Source organism: Novosphingobium sp. (assembly GCF_027486195.1).
Lineage (GTDB): Bacteria > Pseudomonadota > Alphaproteobacteria > Sphingomonadales > Sphingomonadaceae > Novosphingobium.
On record NZ_JAIXPP010000087.1, the window covers coordinates 45,841 to 66,386 of the forward strand.

The following is a 20,546-nucleotide window of genomic DNA, read 5'->3' on the forward strand; positions in this document are numbered from 1 at the left end:
GCTCAGGCGGCGCGGCGAAGCTCCGCCGCGCCGACCTGACCGGCATCCGCTAGCGCAAAACGGCCGACGAGCGCGGCCATGCGATCCGCCTCGCCCGCCAGATTGCGCGAGGCGGCGGTCGCTTCCTCGACCATCGCTGCGTTCTGCTGCGTCATGACGTCAAGCTCGCGCACGGTCTCGCGGACGTGGCCGATGTTGGTGGCCTGTGCGCTGGCGGCTGAGGCGATGTTGCTGGCAAGCTGCGCGATTTCGCCGACCTTGCGCACGATCCTCGCGAAGGAATCGCCGGTCTGGCCGACAAGCGCGACGCCGCGTTCCACTTGCACCGAACTCTGCCCAATCAGCGTCTTGATATCGAGCGCAGCTTCGGCAGAGCGCTGAGCGAGCGCGCGGACCTCGTTGGCCACGACCGCGAACCCGCGCCCGGCATCCCCGGCGCGCGCCGCCTCGACCCCGGCGTTGAGCGCGAGAAGATTGGTCTGAAAGGCGATGCCATCGATCACGCTGATGATCTTGCCGATCTCTTGCGCGGAAACGGAGATGTCGGTCATCGCCTGGACCGCTTCGTCGACCACGCCGCCGCCAGCCTGCGCGTCGCCATGCGCGGCCTGCACGGAATCGTGGAGATGCGCGGCATCGCCCGCCGTACTGCCGACACTGGCGGCCAGCGCGGTCATCGCGGCAGAGGCTTCCTCGAGGCTGGCGGCCTGCTGCTCGGTGCGCCGGGCGAGGTCGTCCGACGCCTGCCGGATCTCCTGCGCGCCGACGTCGACCGCGCGGGAAGTCTGCGCGACATCGCCGAGCGCGGTGCCGACCTGCGCGCGCATCGTCTCGAAATCATTTTGGATCGCAGCGAATTCGGGCGGCAGCGCTTCGAGCGGCGTGCTGAAGTTGCCATCGGTCATGCGCTGGAGTGCCGCGCCAAGGGCATCGATAACCGCGCGCCGGCGCTCCTCCTCCACCGCAAAGTAAGTCTCGACTGCGATTTCCATGTCGAGCAGCGCCATCTTGATAAGTGTGGCGATCCGCTTTGCCCTGCCGCGCGAGAGCGGGCCGACCATCGCGCCAATGATGGGTTCGAGCACGCTGGCATAGGCCCCGATGTACCACTGCGGGGAAAGGCCGATGCGCGCGTGGACTTTGCCGACCCGTTCGGCGCGCTGGAAATAATCGGCCGTCGCACCGCCCGCGAAGAGGGCCTGCCAATGGGCGATCTGCTTGGCCTTGGCCGATCCCATGGCAGCTTTCGAAACAAAGAAGCCGGCCGTTTCGGGCGTGGCGGCGATCCGGTCGTAAAGCTTGTCAAGCGCAGCTGGTCCCGCGCTGGCGACGGCTTTCCCCACTCCTGGAAGACGGACCGTGTCGTCCGGGCCGATAGAGAAGAAGGCCAGCTTTTTTGCGATGTCGCGGTTGTCCATCGTCGTTATCCATCCGGTTTGTGTCCGGTTCGGATAAACTGGCAACACTTCGAAACGCCAAAATAGCAGCTACGCGCCAATGCCTAGCGGGCCATGGAAGCAGCCAGTCGGTGACCGGCGAATTGCCCGCGAGATTCAGCGACGTTATCGATTAAGAGTTACTTCCATCGGCCAAGCCTGCCCTTTCGGGAAGGTTCGCGTGATCAGAGTCGGTGCCGGGAGCCTTGAAAAAGCCCCTGCACCGCCCGCGATCACACCCGCATCGGCATCAGCACATAGAGCGCGGGCGACTTGTCGTCCTTACGGATCAGCGTCGGCGCGCCAGCATCGGCGAGGTGGAGTTCCACGATGTCCCCGTCGATCTGGCTGAGGATGTCCTTGAGATAATTGGCGTTGAAGCCGATCTCGAAGCCCGCGGCGCGGTATTCGGCGGCGATCTCTTCGGCTGCGGTGCCGTTTTCCGGGCTGGTGACTGAGAGCGTGACCTTGTCGTTCTCGAGCGCCATCTTGACCGCGCGGGTCTTCTCAGTGGCGATCGTGGCGACGCGATCCACGCCTTCGAAGAAGCTGCGCGGATCAAGGCGGAGCAGCTTGTCGTTCCCGGTGGGGATCACGCGGCTGTAGTCCGGGAAGGTGCCGTCGATCAGCTTGCTGGTGAGCACCACGCCGTGTTCACCGCCCAGCGTGAAGCGCACCTTGCTGGCCGAAAGATCAAGCAGCACGGCGGTATCAAGCACATCATCGAGCAACTTGCGCAGCTCGCCCACGCACTTGCGCGGCACGATCACGTCCGGCATGCCCTCAGCGCCGTCAGGCCGGGCAATGGTGTAGCGTGCAAGGCGGTGGCCGTCGGTCGCGGCGGCCTTGAGCACCGGAGTCGCCTCATCCGCCACGTGGAGGAAGATGCCGTTGAGATAGTAGCGGGTTTCCTCGGTCGAGATCGCGAAGCGGGTGCGGTCGATCAGTTCGGCGAGGACGCGCGCGGGCACTTCGAAGCTCGTCGGCAGATCGCCTTCGACGATCACCGGGAAATCATCGCGCGGCAGCGTGGGCAGCTGGAAGCGGCTGCGTCCGGCCTTGACGACCATGCGGCCATCGGCGGCATCAAGGCTGACCTGGCTGCCATCGGGCAGCTTGCGCGCGATATCGAAGAGGAGGTGCGCGGAAACCGTGATCGCGCCGCCACGCTCCACTTCCCGCGCAGGCATCGTCTCGATGATCTGGAGATCGAGGTCGGTTGCCATGAGGCGGACCGAGCCATCGGGCGAAGCCTCGATCAGCACGTTCGAGAGGATCGGGATGGTATTGCGACGCTCCACCACCGATTGCACATGGGACAGGCAGCGTAGCAAGGTCGCGCGTTCGATCGTGGCCTTCATTCTCGTCTCGTGTCCCCCGCCCTTGCGGGTCCCGGCACGGGACCGTTGAGGGCTGTGTAGCTGGCGTCTCCGCGCCTAAGGAATCGCGGGCGAAGACGGGTTGTTACTGGACTATCTTCCTTAACGCACGCCCCGCCACGGGCAAGCGCAAGCCGCCTTCGCAGCGGCGAAGCTGTGCATAAATGCAGCGAAAACGGCGGGCTTGCTCCGCAACCTCAATCGAGCACCCGCAACGCATCGAACATATGCGCGGTGGCGGCAATCCATGCGGTAATCAGGCCCCAGCCGACAGGGGTTACCTTGGCCGGATCGCGGCCGGACTCACTGAGCGCAGTGGAGACGCGGCGCAAGTCTCCCTGCGTGACTTGCGTGGCCGGGTTGTTGGCATTGCCGGGGCCGATATCGAGCGCCTTGTCGATGAGGTCGGACGGAATGCCCTCAGCCTTCAGCCGGGAATCGAGCCCATCGCGCGCCATCCGGCCGAGCACGTAGCCGAAATAGGCATCGCGCTCCTTCTCGCCGAGAAACTGGTCTGCCGCGCAGCGATCGACGAGGGCATGGAGCGTATCCAGCGCGGGCTTGCTGCGCGCCTCATCCAGCGTGAGCATGCTGTCGGCGAGCTGCGCATCGAGCCCTTCGGGCGCGGCAATCACCGCGCAGGCAAGCGCCTGGGGCGCGCGGGCCTGCGCTGCAAAGGGCATGGCGGCCAGCGCCAGCAAGAGCGGCGCCAGAGAGGCCAACGGGCGCCGCATGGCGATCAGGAGAGCATCGCCATGCCGCCATTCACGTGCAACGTCTGCCCGGTCATGTAGCCAGCATCGCGGCTGGCGAGAAAGGCGACCGCCGCGCCGATATCGCTGCCCTCGCCCATGCGGCCCATCGGGATGCGCGCGTTGAGCGCGTCCTTCTGTGCATCGGGGAGCACATCGGTCATCGCGGTGCGGATGAAACCGGGGGCGACGCAGTTCACGGTGATGCCGCGCGTGGCGAGCTCCTGCGCAAGGCTCTTCGACATGCCGACGAGGCCGGCCTTGGCCGCGGCATAGTTGACCTGCCCCGGATTGCCAGTGGCACCGACCACGCTGGTGATGGTGATGATGCGCCCGAAGCGGGCCTTCATCATCGGCTTGGAGGCCGCGCGCATCAGGCGGAAGGCGGCTTCGAGATTGACGCGGATCACGGCGTCCCATTCCTCGTCCTTCATCCGCATGGCGAGGTTATCGCGCGTGATGCCGGCGTTGTTGACGAGGATATCGACCTTGCCGAGCGTATCGATCGCGGCAGGCACCAGATGCTCGACCTGCTCGGTGTTCGAGAGATCGCAGGTGATCTCGACGTGGTCGTGACCGTAGGTGTCGTTCAGTTCCTCGCGGAACGAACGCAGCTTGGACGGGTTGGTGCCCGAAAGCGCAAGGCGTGCGCCCTGCTTTGCGAGGGCATGGCTGATCGCCGAGCCGATGCCGCCGGCAGCGCCGGTGACGAGGGCGGTCATGCCGGTGAGATCGAAGAGGCGGTGTTCCATGGGTTGCTCCTGAATGGTTTTGTTTCTCGCAGAGATGCAGAGAAGAAGGAAGATCGCGGAGAGCTCACGCGGGCGTGTAGTTGTTTACGAGCCGACGAATCCCTTCTTTCATTGTCGCGCCAGAAAAATTCAGAAGCAGCCCGACGGGCTGCTTCATCAGTCTCAGATAAGTGATCAATTGCCTCTCATGCGCCTTGGTCAGTTGCTCGACCGCCTTGATCTCCAAAACAAGGCACCCTTCGATCAGCATGTCGATCCTGAATGCCGCATCGAAGCGTTGACCGTCAAACTCGACAGGCAAGGTCATTTGGCGGTCAACACGCAAACCCCTCGCCTCGAGCCGACCCGCCAGGATGCTTTCGTAGACGGACTCGAACAATCCCGGGCCTAGCTCTCGATGGATACGAATTGCCTCATCGACAACCGTTGCGCTGATCTGATCAACCCGCATTCCTTGCTTCTCTGCGACCTTCTTTCCCTTAGCGTCTCTGCGAGAAACAGCCTAGATTTCCTTCGCGAAGGCTTCGATATCGGCCATGCCGATGAGGCTGGCAACTGCGACATCGCTTACGGTGCGAGTGATCATCGGGCCGACGACCTTGCCGCCAAGCTCGACGAAGTGCTCCACGCCCGCCGCGCCCAGTGCGACCATGCTCTCGCGCCAGCGGACGCGGCCGGTGACCTGTTCGACGAGGAGACGGCGGACTTCGGCGGGGTCGGTCACGGCGGCGGCGGTGACATTGGCCATGAGGGTGACGCGCAGAGGGCCTGGCGGGGTCTGCGCCAGCGCCTCTGCCATGGCATCGGCGGCGGGCTGCATCAGCGGGCAGTGGAAGGGCGCGGAAACGGGGAGAAGCATGCCGCGCTTGATGCCGTGCTCCTTGACCATGCCGATGGCGCGCTCGATCGCAGCAGTGTGGCCCGAAAGCACGACCTGGCCGGGCGCGTTGTCATTGGCGACGGTGCAGACCTCACCTTGCGCGGCGGCTTCAGCCAGCGTGGCGGCCTGATCGATCTCGGCGCCAAGCAGCGCGCACATCGCACCCTCGCCCACCGGCACGGCGGCCTGCATCGCGGACCCGCGCAGGCGCAGCAGGCGGGCGGTATCGGCGAGGCTGAAGGCTCCGGCGGCGCAGAGCGCGGTGTACTCGCCGAGGCTGTGGCCGGCGACGAACTGGGCCTTGTCAGCCAGGACGAGGCCGCATTCCTTTTCCAGCACGCGCAGCACGGCGATGGCATTGGCCATGATCGCAGGCTGGGCATTGGCGGTGAGGGTCAGTTCGTCTTCCGGTCCCTCGGTCATCAGCGCAAAAAGCTTCTGGCCGAGCGCGTCGTCGACTTCCTCGAAAACTTCACGCGCGGCGGCGCTGGCGGCGGCGAGGTCTGCGCCCATGCCCAGCTTCTGGCTGCCCTGCCCCGGAAAAACGAATGCCCGCATCAACACACTCCTGCTGTGACGGAGCGCGCCTAGTGATTCGCGGGGGTGCCCTCAAGCCCGAATGCGACAATCTTGTTATCAACATCATGCCCGATATCGGCGCGGCCCAGATAGGGAATGCCGCTGCGGGCGCACCAATCGCGCGCAATCGCCTCCTCGTCGGCGCCGAAGGGGACATCGTTTTCGGGCACATCGCCGACGCGGCCAAGCCGCAACCCGGCTATGCCCTGAAGCTGCGCGGTCACGTGGAAGAACAGCCGGTCCACTGCATAGAGATGCTCGGAGACTTCCTCGACCATCACCACGTGCCCTGAAAGATCGGGCAGCAGCGGCGTGCCGCAGAGCATGGCGAGCGTGGTGAGATTGAAGGCGGCGCGGGGGCGGCCATCCTGCGCCCGCTCGACGCCGGAGCGGTCTCCGGCAAGCCAGTGCAAGGTGCGCCGCACGGCCTCATGCCCGCCCTCACGGCGGATATCGCCGGGCATCGGGGCGTGGACGGCCTGCCCGACACCCGCGCGGTAGAGCGCGGCGAGGAGGTAGCCGGTATCGGAATAACCTAGATACGTCTTGCTGCGGGCAGCTTCGCCCAGCCCGGCGACGGCAGCGGCGGCGATCCGGTTGGAGCCATAGCCGCCCCGCGCGAACCAGACGGCATCGAACGAAGGATCGTTCGCGCATTCGAGCAAGGCTTCAAGGCGCTGCACATCGGTGCCGGCGAAATGCCCCGCTTCCAGAAAGCACTGCGGATGAAACGAAAGCGCAAGGCCCGGAATGTCCGCCGCCAGCGCGGAAACGGCTGCGGCGTCCTGCTGCGTGATCGGGCGGGCGGGCGCGCAGATGGCAATCCTTGGCATAGCGCTTCCTAACCCGGTTGCGCCCGGGCACAAGGCCGCATACCGCTTCGCGCCATGAGCATCGACGACACGGCGAACGAGAGTGTGAACCTCACCGCACAGCCCTGGTTCTTCTGCGGCATCGGCGGTTCGGGCATGCTGCCGCTCGCGCTGATACTGAAGGGCCAGGGCGCGCAGATCGCGGGATCGGACCGCAGCCGCGATCAGGGGCGCACGCCGGAAAAGTTTGCCTGGCTGGAAAGCCTTGGCTTCACGCTGCATCCGCAGGACGGCAGCGGCATCACGTCGGCGGAGCAGATCCTCGTCGCCTCCGCCGCGGTGGAGGATACCGTGCCGGAAATGGTGCGCGCAGCAGAGCTGGGATGCCGCCGCATGCGCCGGGCCGAACTGCTCTCCACCCTGTTCAACGCGGCGCCGATGAGCATTGCCGTGGGCGGGACCAGCGGCAAATCGACCGTGACCGGCATGCTCGGATGGATCCTCACCGCCTGCGGGCGCGATCCCACGATCATGAACGGCGCGGTGATGAAGAACTTCGCGGGGCCTGACGCGCCCTTTGCCAGCGCGCGGGTCGGCGCGCCGGACGGCCCGTTCGTTTCGGAGGTCGACGAAAGCGACGGTTCGATCGCCGCATACCGGCCGAGCATTGCGGTGCTGAACAACGTCAGCCTCGATCACAAGAGCCTGGAGGAACTGCGCGGCCTGTTTGGCGATTTTCTGGCGCGGTCCGGTACGGCGGTGGTCAATCTCGACGACGCGGAAAGCGCTGCGCTGGCCAGCCGGGCGTTAGACGACGCGCTCACTTTCGGCATAGGGGCGAGCGAGGCCGATCTCGGCGTGGTGGAGGGCAGCGTGGCCGAATCGCCCCTTGGGATTTCAGCCTTGATCGAGCTGCGCCGCACCGGCGAACGCCATGCGCTGGCGCTGGGGGTACCGGGTCGGCACAATCTCTCCAACGCGCTGGCGGCGCTGGCCGCGGCACACGCGGCGGGCGTGCCGCTGGGCGATGCGGTGCAGGCCTTGGGAACCTACGCAGGCCTTGCGCGCCGGTTCGACGTGGTCGGGACAAGCCCGGCCGGCGTGACCGTGATCGATGATTTCGGGCATAATCCGGAAAAGATCGCCGCGACGCTGGCCACGCTGAAAGCACATCCCGGCCGGGTAATCGCGTTCTTCCAGCCGCACGGCTATGGCCCGCTGCGCCAGATGGGGGCGGAACTGGCGGAAGTGCTGGCAACGCGGCTCTGCGCCGGAGACACCGCGATCCTGTGCGATCCGGTCTACTTCGGCGGCACGGTGGACCGATCGGTGGGCAGCGAGCGCATCGTGGACATGATCCGCGCCCACGGCGGCACTGCCGAGCACATCCCGGCCCGCGCCGACTGCGCCCTGCGCATTGCCGAACTGGCTGCGCCCGGTGACCGCATCGTGATCATGGGCGCGCGGGATGACACCTTGTCGGCCTTCGCCCGCGACCTGCTGGCGCAACTGGCCTAGGCCATCAGCCCAGCGGACCGACCGCGTCGAGCAGCGATGTGGTGAGCCGGAGGCCCCGCGTTGTCAGGCTGACATAGCGGCGGCGGGCATCTTCCTGATCGGCCACGCGGACGATCAGCCCCTCACGCTCAAGCCGGGCTATCCAGCGCAGAATGGTGGTCGAAGGCAGGCCCGCGCCTGCACAGACGCTGGAAACCTGCAAGGCCGTGCGGGTCTTGCGGGCAATGAACAAGTCCAGAAGAATATCCCAGCCGGGCTCTCCGAAAAGGCCCTTGACCGGGCTTGCCGCATCGCGGCGGCGGCGCGCTTCATAAAGCAATTTTGCAATGCGGAGTGTCTCCGCATCCAAATCGACATGACCGTCCAATGCCAACTCCTCGCATGCCAAGGGACGTTCGCCGCCAAGCTCTTTCGCCCCCGCCGCCGGGCTATCGGAAACATGGCGCTGACTGTTTTCGCGGTCAGTCTTGTCGTTACGCGACCCTTGGGAATCTTATGATCAATCAGCTATCAATCAGGCTATATATGTAACCATGTTGCCCAATATTGGTAAGCCTGCCGCCAAGAAATCTGGTCCAAATTGGTTGCAACTTTAGTTATTTTTCATAACTCATCGATGTCAGGTTGGTGATACGGTATCCGGACCGGGTTTGAGCACCTGCCACTTGGCAGAGAACGGCCGCTGCGGCATGAGCAGCGCATGATCGGATTTCGCCGTCCCAAGCCCGCTACCCAGGATGCCCCTGCACTCGCCAAAGTGGGCGAGCGGGTGCGCGCGCGGCTTGAGGCTGATCCGAGCGTCTATCGCCTGCCGGTCGATGGAATCGAGATCTATGGCGTGGCGGATTTCTTCACCGCAGAAGAATGCGCGCGGCTGATCCGCATGGTCGATGCGGTGGCGCGGCCCTCCCCCACCTATCATGGCAATGCCGATAGCGGCCGGACGAGCTACACCGGTGATGTCGATCCCGATGATCCGTTCATCCGCATGCTGGAGCGCAGGATCGACGATCTCATGGGGATCGAGCACGCGCATGGTGAGGTGATCCAGGGCCAGCGCTATGAGCCCGGCCAGCAATTCCGCGCGCACTTCGATCACTTCGATACCTCGGCCAGCTATTGGCCGACCGAGGAGGGCCGCGGCGGGCAGCGCACGTGGACGGCGATGGGCTACCTTTCGGACGTCGAGGCAGGCGGCGCGACCGAATTTCCCAAAGTGCCGATTTCGGTCCCGCCGCAGAAGGGCGCGCTGCTGGTGTGGAACAATATGGGCCGCGACGGGAAACCGAACCCGCTGACCTTGCACGCCGGGCGGCCGGTGGAGCAGGGCATCAAGTATATCGTGACGAAGTGGTACCGCGCGCGGCCTTGGTGTTAGGGGCGTGAATTGGCGGGCCGCAGATAGCCTTCAACACTAGAGCTTTGGTCGGAGCGCGGTGCCAGATGGGCGCCAACTAAAGCCCAGGCACCTCCGCCAAGCATGGCCACGGCAAGTAGCGAGGCCCATCCAAGTTCCGCCCAAAAGCGAATTGGGTTTTGGCTCCTCGCAATACCCTGACGCGTGCCAAATAGAGCGCCGACGTAACGGATCGGCACTATGGAGCCAGTCTTCAGGGCCTGGAGCACAAACCAAGCAAATTGGCCTGCAAGAGCAATCGCCAAAATGCCCGCGAAGCCCATGCCATTGCCCATTCGCGCCCCCCTTTAGCGTCATTGCGGTGACGCAGTATGCCTCGCCCTCACCCCTCCGGCAGTTCCACGCCTTCCAGCGCTTCCGCGATCAACCGCCGCGTCCCCTCGATCCCGTAGAGGGCGATAAAGCTGCCCATGCGGGGGCCTTGGCTCGAACCCAGCAGCGTTTCGTAGAGCGCCTTGAACCAATCACGCAGCGCGCCGATGCCGTAGTGCGGGTCCTTGCCGATCTCGTAGACCATGGTCTGGAGGTCTTCGGCGGTGGCGCTGTCGTCGGTCGCGGCCAGTTCGGCATCGAGCGCAGCGAGGGCGGCGGCCTCATTGGGTTCGGGCTTGCGGCGCTTCAGCGTCGGGGCGACGAAATCGCGGTTATACGCCAAGGCTGACGTGACCAGCGTATCGAGCGCGGGGTGCGCGGCGGGATCGGCGTTTTCGACATAGTTGGCGAGGTAGGACCAGACTTGCGCCCGCGTCGCCTGCGCGCCGAGCACGCCGACGAGGTTGAGCAGGAGGCCGTAGGTGACGGGCAGCGTATCGCCGTCTCCGCCGTGGTAGCCATTGGCGCGCAGCAAGTGCCAGACCGGGTTGCCGAGCTGCTGCTCTGTGGGCTGGCTGGGCAGCTTTTCGCGGAACTGCCAGTATTCATCGACCGCGCGCGGGATGATCCCGGCGTGGAGCGACTTGGCGCTCTTGGGTTCGCGGAACAGGTAGAAGCCGAGGCTCTCCTCGCTGCCGTATTCGAGCCATTGCTCGATGGTGAGGCCGTTGCCCTTGGACTTGGAAATCTTCTCGCCGTTCTCATCGAGGAACAGCTCGTAGATCAGGCCTTCGGGACGCTTTCCGCCAAGGACCTGCGTGATGCGGGCCGACTGGGTGACGCTATCGGTCAGATCCTTGCCGCACATCTCGTAATCGACGCCCAGCGCGCACCAGCGCATGGCCCAATCGACCTTCCACTGCAGCTTGGACTTGCCGCCGAGGATCGACTGGACGACCATCTCGCCCTGATCTTCAAAGCGCACGAGGCCAGCCTCGGCATCGACGACTTCAACGGGCACCTGCAGCACTTCGCCGGTCTTGTCGCTGATCGGGAGGACGGGCGAATAGGTGCGGCGGCGCTCTTCGCGCAAGGTGGGGAGCATGATGCCCATGATCGCATCGAACTTGCGCAGGACGTTCTTCAGCGCCTCGTCAAACGCGCCGGAGTTGTAGCGATCGCTCGCCGAGACGAATTCGTACTCGAAGCCGAACCGATCGAGGAAATCGCACAGCATCCCGTTGTTGTGGTGCGCGAAGCTTTCGTGCGTGCCAAAGGGATCGGGGATGCGGGTGAGCGGATGACCGAGCTTCGCGGTAAGGACGGCCTTGTTGGGCACGTTGTCCGGCACCTTGCGCAACCCGTCCATGTCGTCGGAGAAGGCGATCAGGCGCGTGGGGTGGCCGCCCGTCAGCGTCTCATAAGCGCGGCGCACGAGCGTGGTGCGCAGCACTTCCTGGAACGTGCCGATATGCGGCAGGCCCGAGGGGCCGTAGCCCGTCTCGAACAGCACGGGGACGAGATCACCGCTCGCATCGCGCTTGCCGCCGGGGAAGCGTTTGACCAGCTTGCGTGCTTCCTCAAACGGCCAGGCCTTGGAGGTCTGGCTGGCGGTGAAGACATCAAGCGGGGCGGCGGTTTCAGCGTTTTCCATAGCGGGGTTCCTTTTGCGGATGGCCCCCCAAAGCGCAAGCGAAAGCAGCGCAAGGAAAAGCTTGTGCGCAGGGCTGCGCAATCGCTACCGGACTGGAAAGAGAATGTGGGGAGACGGTATGGAATACGACGAAGTCATGCTTGGGCGCCGCAGCATCAGGGGCTACAAGCCCGATCCGGTGCCGCAGAAGCTGATCGAGGAAATCCTGGCAATCGCGATGCGCGCGCCCACTTCGATGAACACGCAGCCCTGGAATTTCTACGTGATCACCGGCGAGCCGCTGGCCCGCATCCGGCGGGGCAATACCGAGCGCATTCTTGCCGGGGAGCCGGATTCGCGCGAGTTCCGCAAGGGCGAGCCGTTTGCGGGCGTCCACCGCGAGCGGCAGATCGGCGTGGCGAAGCAGCTGTTTTCCGCAATGGGCATCGCGCGCGATGATGCCGCCATGCGGCAGGATTGGGTGCTGCGCGGCTTTCGCCAGTTCGATGCGCCGGTCTGCGTGATCGTGACCTATGACAAAGTGCTGCAGGGGAGCGACGATACGCCGTTCGATTGCGGCGGGGTGGTCAACGCGCTGGTCAATGCCGCGTGGTCGCGCGGGCTCGGCACGGTGATCAACAGCCAGGGCATCATGCAATCGCCAGTGGTGCGCGAACATGCCGGGATCGCCGACGATCAGGTGATCATGAAAAGCATCGCGCTCGGCTGGCCGGACGAGAGCTTCCCCGCCAATGCCGTGGTCTCGGAGCGCAAGACCGTGGCGGAGGCGGCGACGTTCGTGGGGTTTGAATGAGGCTGTAACGACCTCCTAACCGGCGCGTGGCAAAATGGGGCGCATGGAGACCCAGACCATGCCGCCGCCCGAGCTCGATTCGATCCTGCGGCGCGAGCTTTTGCCCGGTGAACGCCTGCTGTGGAGCGGAAGGCCCGATCCCTCGCGCCTGCGCGCGGTCTTCGCGATCTGGTTCTTCGCGGTGCCGTGGACGGCCTTTGCGCTGTTCTGGGAGGCCATGGCCCTGCTGCCATGGATGGCCAGTTCACACACCCCGCTCGGCATCCAGTGGAGTTTCGGGATCATCTTCCCGCTGTTCGGCCTGCCCTTCATCGGCATCGGCCTTGGCATGTTGTGGATGCCCTTCAAGGCCCGGCGCAAGGCGGCGCAGACGATCTACGGCCTCACCGATCGGCGAATGCTGCGCGTGACCGCCGGCACCAAGCGCGAAAGCGCCAGCGTGCTGATCGGCCAGATGGGCCCCATCGACGTAACGGCCGATGCCGATGGCTATGGAACCTTGCGCATACAGACCGGCACCCGCCTCGACAGCGATGGCGACAAGGTGACCGAACGCTTCGAGGTGCTCGGCGTGCCCGGCGTGAACCGGCTCGAAGGCCTGCTGCTGGAGCAGAAGTCAGCGCAGTAGGCCCCCCTCTCCCCACCCTCTCCCCAGTCCTTCGACAAGCGCAGGATCAGGGGGGAGAGGGCAGCAGCTTACTTCAGCAGCGAGAGGACGTTCTGCTGGGCCTGATTGGCCTGCGCAATCATCGCGGTCGAGGCCTGGCTGAGGATCTGGGCCTTGGCCATGGCGGTCGTCTCGGCCGAATAATCGGTATCGAGAATCCGGCTGCGCGCGTCCGAGAGGTTCGTCACGTTGTCGGTGAGGTTGTTGATCACCGATTCGAGGCGGTTCTGGCCCGAACCGAACTCCGCGCGCGCGACGTTGATCGCGGTGAGCGAGGCATCGACGTTGTCCATCGTCGTGCCGGCCGCCGTGGCGGTGCTGACGTCGATGGCCTGCGGGCTCGTGGCGGAATCGTAGGTGGTGTTGGTGCCGCCAAACAGCTTGGTGCCGTCGATCGCCTTGCTGCGCAGGTCCACCGTGTCGGAAGTGTTGCTGCCCGTCTGGATCGAGAACGTGGCATCGTCCGAGCCATCCGCCGCAGGAGTCGCGCCGACTACGGTGAACAGTCTGGTGCCGTTGAACGTGGTTTTTTCCAGCACTTCGCTGACCTGCGAAGTGAGGTTGGCGACTTCCGACTGCATCGAGGTGCGGTCGGTGTCCGTATAGGTCGCCGACTTGGCCTGAATGGCAAGCTCGCGGATGCGCTGCAGCATCGCGGTCACTTCGTTGAGCGCGCCGTCGGCGGTCTGCGCGAAGCTGATGCCGTCGTTGGCGTTGCGGATCCCCTGACTCATGCCCTTGATCTGCGAGGTCATGGTGGTGGTGATCGCAAGGCCGGCGGCGTCGTCCTTGGCGCCATTGATGCGCTTGCCGGTCGAGAGACGCTCCATCGCGACGCCCGCCATCTTCGAGGCAGAATTCGAAGCGTTCGACGCGCGGATCGCACTGATATTGGTATTGATGACTGCCATGATTCCCATTCTCCACTATGGGCCGGAGCGTGGGGCTCCGTTCATGTCCCGATAGGCCAGAACGGCCGAACCTTGCCGGGTTTAAGGCAAGCGCCCTGCAAGCTGGTGTGAAGTCCATGGGGGAAAGCACGTAAGCCCCCGGCTTGCCCCGCTCCGGGCTTTCCTCTCTAGTGCGCGGGCGATGGCTGCCACTTCCCTCCCCGCGATCCCCGTCCCGGCGATCCACGCCAGCCACAGTGGCTGCTGGCTGCGCGACTTTGCCGGCACCCGGCCGGTGGGCAAGGGCGAGGCGATCATGGCGGCGGCCGATACGCCGCTGCTGCTGCTGAATGCGCCGCTGGTGGCGAGCCGGCTGGGCTATCCGGACCTCTCCGGGCTCGATCTGCTGGAACTGTTCGCGTTCATCCACCCGGCGCGGTTCATGGTGCCGACGCCCAAGGGTCTGGCGCAGGCGCTGGGGCTGGCAGAGCCTGCGAGCGACGACGGCGTGCCCGCGTTGCTGCAGGCGGCGGCGGATGCGCTGCTCGCTGTCTGCGAGGATCCCGCTTGGCCCGAGCGCGAGGGTGCGTGGAGCGCGCTGCAATCGCTGGTGCGGCTGCGCTGGCCCTGGGCGGGGCTGCTGAGCCCCCGCATTGCGCAGCCGCAGCGCGCCGAACGCTGGCTCTTCTCGCGCCTGCCGGAATGGGAGGAGGCGCCAGAGCGGCCACAGCCGGCGCAGATCACGCTCGATGAGGATGCGATCACAGCCCGCCTCGCCGAACTGACCGGCAGCGGGGCGGAAGCGCGCCCGGCGCAGCAGGCCTATGCGCGGGCGGCGGGCGCGATGTTTGCGCCGCGCGGGCACCAGCGCCAGCCGCACATGGTGCTGGCGCAAGCGGGAACGGGCACCGGCAAGACCTTCGGCTATCTCGCACCGGCATCGCTTTGGGCCGAGCGTTCGGGCGGGACGGTCTGGGTTTCGACCTACACCAAGGCGCTGCAGCGGCAATTGCGGCGCGAAAGCAGGGCGGCCTTCCCGCCCGAGCGCGCGGTGCAGGCCGGACGCTCCGGCCCGCCAGTGGTGGTGCGCAAGGGGCGCGAGAATTACCTCTGCCTGCTGAATCTTGAAGACGCGCTGCAAGGCGGCTTTACCGGGCGGCCAGCGATCATGGCGCAATTGGTCGCACGGTGGGCGGCCTATAGCCAGGATGGCGACATGATCGGCGGCGATCTGCCGGGCTGGCTTGGCACGCTGTTCCGCAAGCGGGGGATCACGGCGCTGACCGACCAGCGCGGCGAATGTGTCTATGCCGGGTGCCCGCATTTCCGCAAATGCTTCATCGAGCGCGCGGCGCGCGCCTCGGCTGGGGCGGAACTGGTGATCGCCAACCACGCACTGGTGATGATCAACGCCGCCCGCGCGCGCGAGCAGGCGCAGCGGCCGACGCGGATCGTGTTCGACGAAGGGCATCATGTGTTCGAGGCGGCGGACAGCACCTTTGCCGCCGCGCTGACCGGGGCCGAAACGGTGGAACTGCGGCGCTGGGTGATCGGCCCCGAAGGCAGCCAGCGCGGGCGGCGCCGGGGCCTTGCCGCGCGGCTCGCCGATGTTGCGAGCTATGACGACGAAGGTGCCCGCGCGATCGCCGATGCGCGCGAGGCGGCCAGCGCATTGCCGGGCGATGGCTGGCTGGCGCGAGTTGTCGAAGGCGGACCGTTCGGCCCGATCGAGGACCTGCTCGCCGAAACGCGCGAACTGGTGCTCGCGCGCGACGAAAGCGGCGGGCAGGAAGCGGGATACGGGCTGGAGACCGAAGCGGCGCAGCTTGGCGGCAGTTTCATCGAAGTGGCGGGCCGCGCGCAGGAAGCGCTTGAGGCGCTGCGCCAGCCGCTGATGCGCCTGGCGCTGCGGCTGGAAGCCTTGATGGAGGACGGGCCGGACTGGCTCGATGGCCCGGCGCGGGCGCGGATCGAAGGCGCGCGCGGCGCAATTGGCTGGCGCACCGATCTGCTCGCCGGATGGGTCAGCCTGCTCGCGCGGCTTGGCGGACCGGGCGATCCCGAATTTGTCGACTGGCTCGCGCTGGAGCGATCCGAAGGGCGCGAATGGGATATCGGGCTGCATCGGCGCTACCTCGATCCGATGAAGCCCTTTGCCGAGGCGGTGCTGGCTGGCGCGCACGGGGTGATGATGACGTCCGCCACGCTGACCGACGGCGCGGAGACCCAGAGCGGCGATTGGAGCAGCGCCGTTGCGCGCAGCGGCGCGCCGCATCTCGATGTGCGGCCGCAAGTCTTCGCCGCGGCAAGCCCGTTCGACTATGCGCGCAATGCCGAAGTGCTGATCGTGACCGATGTGCCCAAGGGCGATATTCCGGCGCTGGCGAATGCCTATGGGCGGCTGATCGAGGCTTCGGGCGGCGGCGCGCTCGGCCTCTTCACCGCGATCCGGCGGCTGCGCGCGGTCTATGGCCGGATTGCCGACCGGCTGGCGCGCGGGGGGCTGCCGCTGTTTGCCCAGCATGTCGATCCGATCGATACGGGTACCTTGGTGGACATCTTCCGCGATGATCCGCGCGCCTCGCTGCTCGGCACCGATGCCTTGCGCGACGGGGTGGACGTGCCGGGCCATTCGCTGCGGCTTGTGGTGATGGAACAGGTGCCCTGGCCCAAGCCCTCGATCCTCCACCGCGCGCGGCGACTGGCCCATGCGGAGAAATTCGGCGGCGATCAGCGTGGTGGGGGGCAGGCGCATGATGACAGGATCATCCGTGCGCGGTTGGCGCAGGCCTTCGGCCGGCTGATCCGCACCGGAACGGACCGGGGGCATTTCGTGGTGCTCTCCTCCGCCTTTCCCTCGCGCCTCCTCTCCGCCTTTCCAGCAGGCACGCCGGTCCGCCGCGTGACGCTCGATGCGGCTTTACAAAGCGTGGCGGGCCGTGTTTCAGAGAGCGTCGCAGCACCTGCGCCGACCAGCCCGATTGACGAGACCCGCCTTTGAAAACCCTGGCTCTTCTGCGCCACGCGAAGTCCGACTGGTCCGATGCGCGGGCGCGAGATTTCGACCGGCCCCTGAATGCGCGCGGGGTGCGCGGGGCGCAGGCGATGGGGCACTATATCAAGAGCACCTGCCTGACATTCGAGCGGATCCTCGCCTCGCCCGCCGTGCGCGTGGCAGAAACCATCGAGGAAGCAGGCAAGGCCTGGGGGCACACCTTCCCGGTCGAATGGGATCGCCGCATCTATCTGGCGAGTTCGGCCACGCTGATCGACCTGCTGCGCGAGCTATCGGGCGAGCCTGACAGCGTGCTGATGATCGGCCACAATCCCGGCCTCGAAGACCTGATCTTCGACCTCGTGCCCGACGATGGCACCAGCCCGCTGCGCGAGGAAGTGGAAGTGAAGTTCCCCACCGCAACCTTTGCGGTGATGGAGCTGAACATCGAGCGCTGGGCCGATCTGGAGGAACACTGCGGGCGGCTGATTTCGATGAAGCGGCCGCGCGATCTTGATCCGGACCTGGGGCCGACGCTCAACGATTGAGGTGGTGCTGGAATCTGTTTCTCGCAGAGACGCCAAGCGAAAGAAGAGCGCAGAGAGCTGATCGGGGCGGCGAAGCTGCTCCAAATCGACTGTACGGCGGCAGGTGCAAGCATCGAAAAAACAGGAGCCTTTGGCTTAGCGCATCATCTTTGTGCGCTCTGTTTCCTCGGCGTCTCTGCGAGAAACGCTCAACTTTCTTTGAGCCCTCAATCCTCTAGCGCCGCGGCCAGCCCGCCCCGGATCGTTTCGAGGTGGCGGCGCAGGACGCGAAGGGCGGAGATGATTTCGTCTTCAGCCGGCATGGTGCCAGCGCTCGTCGCAGGCTCGGAAACCGGCGCGGGCGCAACTGCAGACTTGGCGCCGCCCTTCCCCGAAAGCGCCTGCAGCGCGCCGCGGATGGTGTAGCCTTCGCGGTGGAGGAGCTGATCGATTCGCGCGACGAGCGCGACGTCTTCAGGGCGATAGTAGCGGCGGCCGCCCGCGCGGGTCAGCGGGCGGAGCATAGGGAACTGTTCTTCCCAATAGCGCAGGACATGCTGCTTGAGGCCGAGCGCCTTCGCTACCTCGCCAATCGTGCGCAGGGCATCGGGCGCCTTGCCGTCCTGGAACGCAGGAGCGGTGTTTGGCGCGGAACCCGGGGAATCAACTGCTGGCAGCAATCCGGTCCTTCAGCATCTGACTTGCGCGGAACGTCATGACGCGGCGCGGGGTGATGGGCACTTCGACGCCGGTCTTGGGATTGCGACCGACGCGTTCGGCCTTGTCCCGTAACAGAAATGTTCCAAAACCGGAAATCTTTACATTCTCGCCCTCGGCCAGCGCCTCGCACATATGGTCGAGAATGGACTCGACCATGCCGAGCGAATCCGCCCGAGACAGGCCGACACGGCGATTAATGCTCTCTGCAAGATCAGCGCGAGTAAGAGTCCCCACCGAACGCATCCCCGATTCCCCCGATAAAAAAGCGACAAGCTGACTTGACACAATACAGTGTCCGCCGCGCTTTACAATCCGCTTTCCACACTATTTTATCGGCCAATGCATTGGTCCGCAACGAAAACTGTAGGGCCACAGCTTCCACTTTGGCTGAATCAGACGCGGACGAGGCTCGCTCCCCACGTAAATCCGCCGCCCATCGCCTCGAACATGACGAGATCGCCGGGCTTGATCCGGCCGTCACGCACGGCAGTATCGAAGGCCAGCGGCACCGAGGCGGCGCTGGTATTGGCGTGGCGATCGACCGTGATGATCACCTTTTCCTCGGGCAGACCGAGCTTGCGCGCGGTGGCATCGAGAATGCGGGCATTGGCCTGATGCGGCACGACCCAATCGATATCATCCGCCTTGTAACCGCTTGCCACGAGCACTTCCTCGAGCACCGCGGCGAGGTTCACCACGGCATGGCGGAACACTTCGCGGCCCTTCATGCGCAGCTTGCCGATCGAGCCAGTGGTGGAAGGCCCGCCATCCATGTGCAGCAGATCGCCATGGGCGCCGTCGGCATGAAGGCGGGTGGCGAGAATGCCGGGTGCCATGGGGTCGCTTTCATCCACGTCCACAGCTTCGAGCACGACCGCGCCTGCGCCATCGCCGAAGAGCACGCAGGTCGTGCGATCGTCCCAATCGAGCAGGCGGCTCATGGTTTCGGCGCCGATCACCAGCGCGCGCTTGGCCGCGCCGGTGCGCAGCAGCGCATCGGCCGTGGCGAAGGCGTAGAGGAAACCGGAGCAGACGGCCGCCACATCGAACGCAATGCCGCCGCGGCAGCCGAGCGCGTTCTGCACGATGGTCGCGGTGGCCGGGAAGGTCTGATCCGGGCTGCAGGTGCCAAGCACGATGAGATCGATCGAGGCGGCATCGATGCCGGCAGCTTCGATCGCCTTGCGGCAGGCCTCAGTAGCGAGGGTGGCGGTAGTCTCGCCCTCCCCCGCGATGTGGCGGTTGCGGATGCCGGTACGCTCGACGATCCACTCGTCGGTCGTATCGACCATCGTCGCCATTTCGGCGTTGGAGACGGCGCGGGCCGGAAGCGCCGAGCCGCTGCCGCGAATGACCGAACGCAGTGTCATGCCGGAGCCCCTGGCGTTTCAGGCGCAGGCCGCACGCGGGTGGTCGCGCCGCGCATGGCTTCCTGACCGGCCTGGGCAAGGTCTGCCGCGATCCGCTCGGTCAACCGTTCGGACAGGAGCCGCGCGGTGACCGCGACGGCATGGGCAACGCCCAGCGCAGATGCACTGCCATGGCTTTTCACGACGACACCGTTGAGACCAAGGAACACCGCGCCATTGTGATTGTTGGGATCGAGATGATGCTTGAGCAGCTCGGTCGCCGGTTTGGAAATCAGGAAGCCGAACTTCGAGCGCAGCGAGCTTGAAAAGCTGCGGCGCAGCAGATCGGCGACGAACCGCGCCGCGCCTTCCATCGCCTTGAGCGCGATATTGCCGGTGAAACCGTCGGTCACCACGACATCGACATCGCCGCGCGAAAGCTTGTCCGCCTCGGTGAAGCCATCGAAGCGAAAGGCGAGTGCCTCACCCGCCTGCTTGAGCATCGCGGCGGCATCGCGCAGTTCGTCGGTGCCCTTGATTTCTTCGGTGCCGATGTTGAGCAGGCGCACACGCGGTTCGGCCAGGCCGTGGACGATCCGGGCATAAGCCGAACCCATGATGGCGAACTGCACGAGATTGCGGGCATCGCAATCGGTGTTGGCACCGAGATCGAGCATGACGAGATCGTGGTCGCCCAGCGTGGGCAGAAGCGCTGCCAGCGCGGGCCGGTCGATCCCCGGCATCGTGCGCAGCGCGACTTTCGACATGGCCATGAGCGCGCCGGTGTTGCCAGCGCTGACGGCGGCGCCGGCACTGCCGTTCTTTACCGCTTCGATCGCAAGGCCCATCGACGTGGTCCGCGCGCGGCGGAGCGCCTGTGTCGGCTTTTCATCGCCGGCAACAACATCGGGTGCGTGGAGAATTTCGGAAGCGGCGCGCAAATTCGGGTGCGCTTCGAGCGCCTGCTTGATGGCAGTTTCATCGCCTACCAGCAGGAACTTGAACTGATCGTGCTGGCGACGCGCGAGTGCGGCGCCCTCGATCATGACGCGCACTCCCACATCGCCGCCCATCGCATCGACGGCGATACGCGGCAAAGCCATAATGCGGCTGT

The 20,546-nt window shown here is 65.6% G+C and carries 20 protein-coding genes; 6 read left to right on the plus strand and 14 right to left on the minus strand.

All coding sequences use genetic code 11. The features are described 5' to 3' along the window. Positions 1-2: 2 nt before the first annotated feature. The 7 genes from Q0071_RS16120 to Q0071_RS16150 form a co-directional block, all read right to left on the minus strand. Positions 3-1,418, minus strand: a complete 1,416-nt coding sequence (locus Q0071_RS16120; RefSeq protein WP_298171701.1) for a methyl-accepting chemotaxis protein — start codon at positions 1,416-1,418, stop codon at positions 3-5. 251 nt (positions 1,419-1,669) lie between these two features. Next, positions 1,670-2,797, minus strand: coding sequence for a DNA polymerase III subunit beta (gene dnaN, locus Q0071_RS16125; RefSeq protein ID WP_298171705.1), 1,128 nt, complete (start codon positions 2,795-2,797; stop codon positions 1,670-1,672). A 215-nt stretch (positions 2,798-3,012) separates the two neighbouring features. Next, positions 3,013-3,549 carry a hypothetical protein gene (locus Q0071_RS16130; protein WP_298171708.1) on the minus strand — a complete coding sequence of 179 codons (537 nt, stop codon included), beginning with the start codon at positions 3,547-3,549 and terminating at the stop codon, positions 3,013-3,015. A 5-nt stretch (positions 3,550-3,554) separates the two neighbouring features. Continuing rightward, positions 3,555-4,319, minus strand: coding sequence for a 3-oxoacyl-[acyl-carrier-protein] reductase (gene fabG, locus Q0071_RS16135; protein ID WP_298171711.1), 765 nt, complete (start codon positions 4,317-4,319; stop codon positions 3,555-3,557). 64 nt (positions 4,320-4,383) lie between these two features. Further along, complete coding sequence (locus tag Q0071_RS16140; protein ID WP_298171715.1) at positions 4,384-4,770, minus strand: GxxExxY protein; 387 nt, start codon at positions 4,768-4,770, stop codon at positions 4,384-4,386. A 51-nt stretch (positions 4,771-4,821) separates the two neighbouring features. Continuing rightward, on the minus strand, positions 4,822-5,757 hold the full coding sequence (gene fabD, locus Q0071_RS16145) for an ACP S-malonyltransferase (RefSeq protein ID WP_298171718.1): 936 nt from the start codon (positions 5,755-5,757) through the stop codon (positions 4,822-4,824). A 29-nt stretch (positions 5,758-5,786) separates the two neighbouring features. Beyond that, a complete protein-coding gene (locus Q0071_RS16150; RefSeq protein ID WP_298171721.1) occupies positions 5,787-6,611 on the minus strand; it encodes an LD-carboxypeptidase in 825 nt (274 codons plus the stop codon). Between the two features lie 54 nt (positions 6,612-6,665). Between Q0071_RS16150 and Q0071_RS16155 the strand changes: the two genes are divergently transcribed. Further along, on the plus strand, positions 6,666-8,108 hold the full coding sequence (locus tag Q0071_RS16155; RefSeq protein ID WP_298171724.1) for a Mur ligase family protein: 1,443 nt from the start codon (positions 6,666-6,668) through the stop codon (positions 8,106-8,108). A gap of 4 nt (positions 8,109-8,112) precedes the next feature. Here Q0071_RS16155 and Q0071_RS16160 read toward each other — a convergent pair whose 3' ends face one another. Beyond that, positions 8,113-8,427: a winged helix DNA-binding protein gene (locus Q0071_RS16160; RefSeq protein ID WP_298171727.1), complete on the minus strand. Its 315-nt coding sequence runs from the start codon at positions 8,425-8,427 to the stop codon at positions 8,113-8,115. 381 nt (positions 8,428-8,808) lie between these two features. Between Q0071_RS16160 and Q0071_RS16165 the strand changes: the two genes are divergently transcribed. Further along, positions 8,809-9,486: a 2OG-Fe(II) oxygenase gene (locus tag Q0071_RS16165; protein WP_298171729.1), complete on the plus strand. Its 678-nt coding sequence runs from the start codon at positions 8,809-8,811 to the stop codon at positions 9,484-9,486. 361 nt (positions 9,487-9,847) lie between these two features. Here the strand turns inward: Q0071_RS16165 and Q0071_RS16170 are convergent, their stop codons facing one another. Continuing rightward, entirely contained in the window at positions 9,848-11,491 is a 1,644-nt protein-coding gene (locus tag Q0071_RS16170) for a lysine--tRNA ligase (RefSeq protein WP_298171732.1), read from the minus strand. A 118-nt stretch (positions 11,492-11,609) separates the two neighbouring features. On the opposite strand from Q0071_RS16170, the gene Q0071_RS16175 reads away from it, so the two are divergent. After that, positions 11,610-12,284, plus strand: a complete 675-nt coding sequence (locus Q0071_RS16175) for a nitroreductase (RefSeq protein ID WP_298171735.1) — start codon at positions 11,610-11,612, stop codon at positions 12,282-12,284. 43 nt (positions 12,285-12,327) lie between these two features. Beyond that, the gene (locus Q0071_RS16180; protein WP_298171738.1) at positions 12,328-12,912 is read left to right on the plus strand and encodes a hypothetical protein; all 585 of its coding nucleotides are present in this window, start codon (positions 12,328-12,330) and stop codon (positions 12,910-12,912) included. 68 nt (positions 12,913-12,980) lie between these two features. Here Q0071_RS16180 and Q0071_RS16185 read toward each other — a convergent pair whose 3' ends face one another. After that, positions 12,981-13,862, minus strand: a complete 882-nt coding sequence (locus tag Q0071_RS16185; protein ID WP_298171741.1) for a flagellin — start codon at positions 13,860-13,862, stop codon at positions 12,981-12,983. A 181-nt stretch (positions 13,863-14,043) separates the two neighbouring features. Here Q0071_RS16185 and Q0071_RS16190 point away from each other — a divergent pair, with 181 nt between their 5' ends. Next, positions 14,044-16,842: an ATP-dependent DNA helicase gene (locus tag Q0071_RS16190; RefSeq protein ID WP_298171745.1), complete on the plus strand. Its 2,799-nt coding sequence runs from the start codon at positions 14,044-14,046 to the stop codon at positions 16,840-16,842. After that, entirely contained in the window at positions 16,839-17,384 is a 546-nt protein-coding gene (locus Q0071_RS16195) for a histidine phosphatase family protein (RefSeq protein ID WP_298171748.1), read from the plus strand. Before Q0071_RS16190 ends, Q0071_RS16195 begins: the two co-directional genes overlap by 4 nt. 206 nt (positions 17,385-17,590) lie before the next feature. Here the strand turns inward: Q0071_RS16195 and Q0071_RS16200 are convergent, their stop codons facing one another. From Q0071_RS16200 to plsX, 4 genes are all read right to left on the minus strand, one after another. Beyond that, complete coding sequence (locus Q0071_RS16200; protein ID WP_298171840.1) at positions 17,591-18,040, minus strand: MerR family transcriptional regulator; 450 nt, start codon at positions 18,038-18,040, stop codon at positions 17,591-17,593. Next, a complete protein-coding gene (locus Q0071_RS16205; RefSeq protein WP_147159236.1) occupies positions 18,027-18,326 on the minus strand; it encodes an integration host factor subunit alpha in 300 nt (99 codons plus the stop codon). Before Q0071_RS16205 ends, Q0071_RS16200 begins: the two co-directional genes overlap by 14 nt. Before the next feature lie 149 nt (positions 18,327-18,475). Beyond that, positions 18,476-19,453, minus strand: a complete 978-nt coding sequence (locus Q0071_RS16210) for a beta-ketoacyl-ACP synthase III (RefSeq protein WP_298171753.1) — start codon at positions 19,451-19,453, stop codon at positions 18,476-18,478. Continuing rightward, positions 19,450-20,535: a phosphate acyltransferase PlsX gene (gene plsX / locus Q0071_RS16215; RefSeq protein ID WP_298171755.1), complete on the minus strand. Its 1,086-nt coding sequence runs from the start codon at positions 20,533-20,535 to the stop codon at positions 19,450-19,452. The genes Q0071_RS16210 and plsX overlap by 4 nt, the downstream gene beginning before the upstream one ends. Positions 20,536-20,546: the final 11 nt, after the last annotated feature.

Excerpts from the sequence above, each read along its gene's own strand:
- Q0071_RS16150 (WP_298171721.1), bottom strand. The coding sequence starts at position 6,611 with ATGCCAAGGATTGCCATCTGCGCGCCCGCCCGCCCGATCACGCAGCAG.
- Q0071_RS16130 (WP_298171708.1), bottom strand. The coding sequence starts at position 3,549 with ATGCGGCGCCCGTTGGCCTCTCTGGCGCCGCTCTTGCTGGCGCTGGCC.
- Q0071_RS16120 (WP_298171701.1), bottom strand. The coding sequence starts at position 1,418 with ATGGACAACCGCGACATCGCAAAAAAGCTGGCCTTCTTCTCTATCGGC.
- fabD (WP_298171718.1), bottom strand. The coding sequence starts at position 5,757 with ATGCGGGCATTCGTTTTTCCGGGGCAGGGCAGCCAGAAGCTGGGCATG.
- Q0071_RS16185 (WP_298171741.1), bottom strand. The coding sequence starts at position 13,862 with ATGGCAGTCATCAATACCAATATCAGTGCGATCCGCGCGTCGAACGCT.
- fabG (WP_298171711.1), bottom strand. The coding sequence starts at position 4,319 with ATGGAACACCGCCTCTTCGATCTCACCGGCATGACCGCCCTCGTCACC.
- dnaN (WP_298171705.1), bottom strand. The coding sequence starts at position 2,797 with ATGAAGGCCACGATCGAACGCGCGACCTTGCTACGCTGCCTGTCCCAT.
- Q0071_RS16180 (WP_298171738.1), top strand. The coding sequence starts at position 12,328 with ATGGAGACCCAGACCATGCCGCCGCCCGAGCTCGATTCGATCCTGCGG.
- Q0071_RS16155 (WP_298171724.1), top strand. The coding sequence starts at position 6,666 with ATGAGCATCGACGACACGGCGAACGAGAGTGTGAACCTCACCGCACAG.
- Q0071_RS16175 (WP_298171735.1), top strand. The coding sequence starts at position 11,610 with ATGGAATACGACGAAGTCATGCTTGGGCGCCGCAGCATCAGGGGCTAC.
- Q0071_RS16170 (WP_298171732.1), bottom strand. The coding sequence starts at position 11,491 with ATGGAAAACGCTGAAACCGCCGCCCCGCTTGATGTCTTCACCGCCAGC.
- Q0071_RS16190 (WP_298171745.1), top strand. The coding sequence starts at position 14,044 with ATGGCTGCCACTTCCCTCCCCGCGATCCCCGTCCCGGCGATCCACGCC.
- Q0071_RS16140 (WP_298171715.1), bottom strand. The coding sequence starts at position 4,770 with ATGCGGGTTGATCAGATCAGCGCAACGGTTGTCGATGAGGCAATTCGT.
- Q0071_RS16210 (WP_298171753.1), bottom strand. The coding sequence starts at position 19,453 with ATGACACTGCGTTCGGTCATTCGCGGCAGCGGCTCGGCGCTTCCGGCC.
- Q0071_RS16165 (WP_298171729.1), top strand. The coding sequence starts at position 8,809 with ATGATCGGATTTCGCCGTCCCAAGCCCGCTACCCAGGATGCCCCTGCA.
- Q0071_RS16205 (WP_147159236.1), bottom strand. The coding sequence starts at position 18,326 with ATGCGTTCGGTGGGGACTCTTACTCGCGCTGATCTTGCAGAGAGCATT.
- plsX (WP_298171755.1), bottom strand. The coding sequence starts at position 20,535 with ATGGCTTTGCCGCGTATCGCCGTCGATGCGATGGGCGGCGATGTGGGA.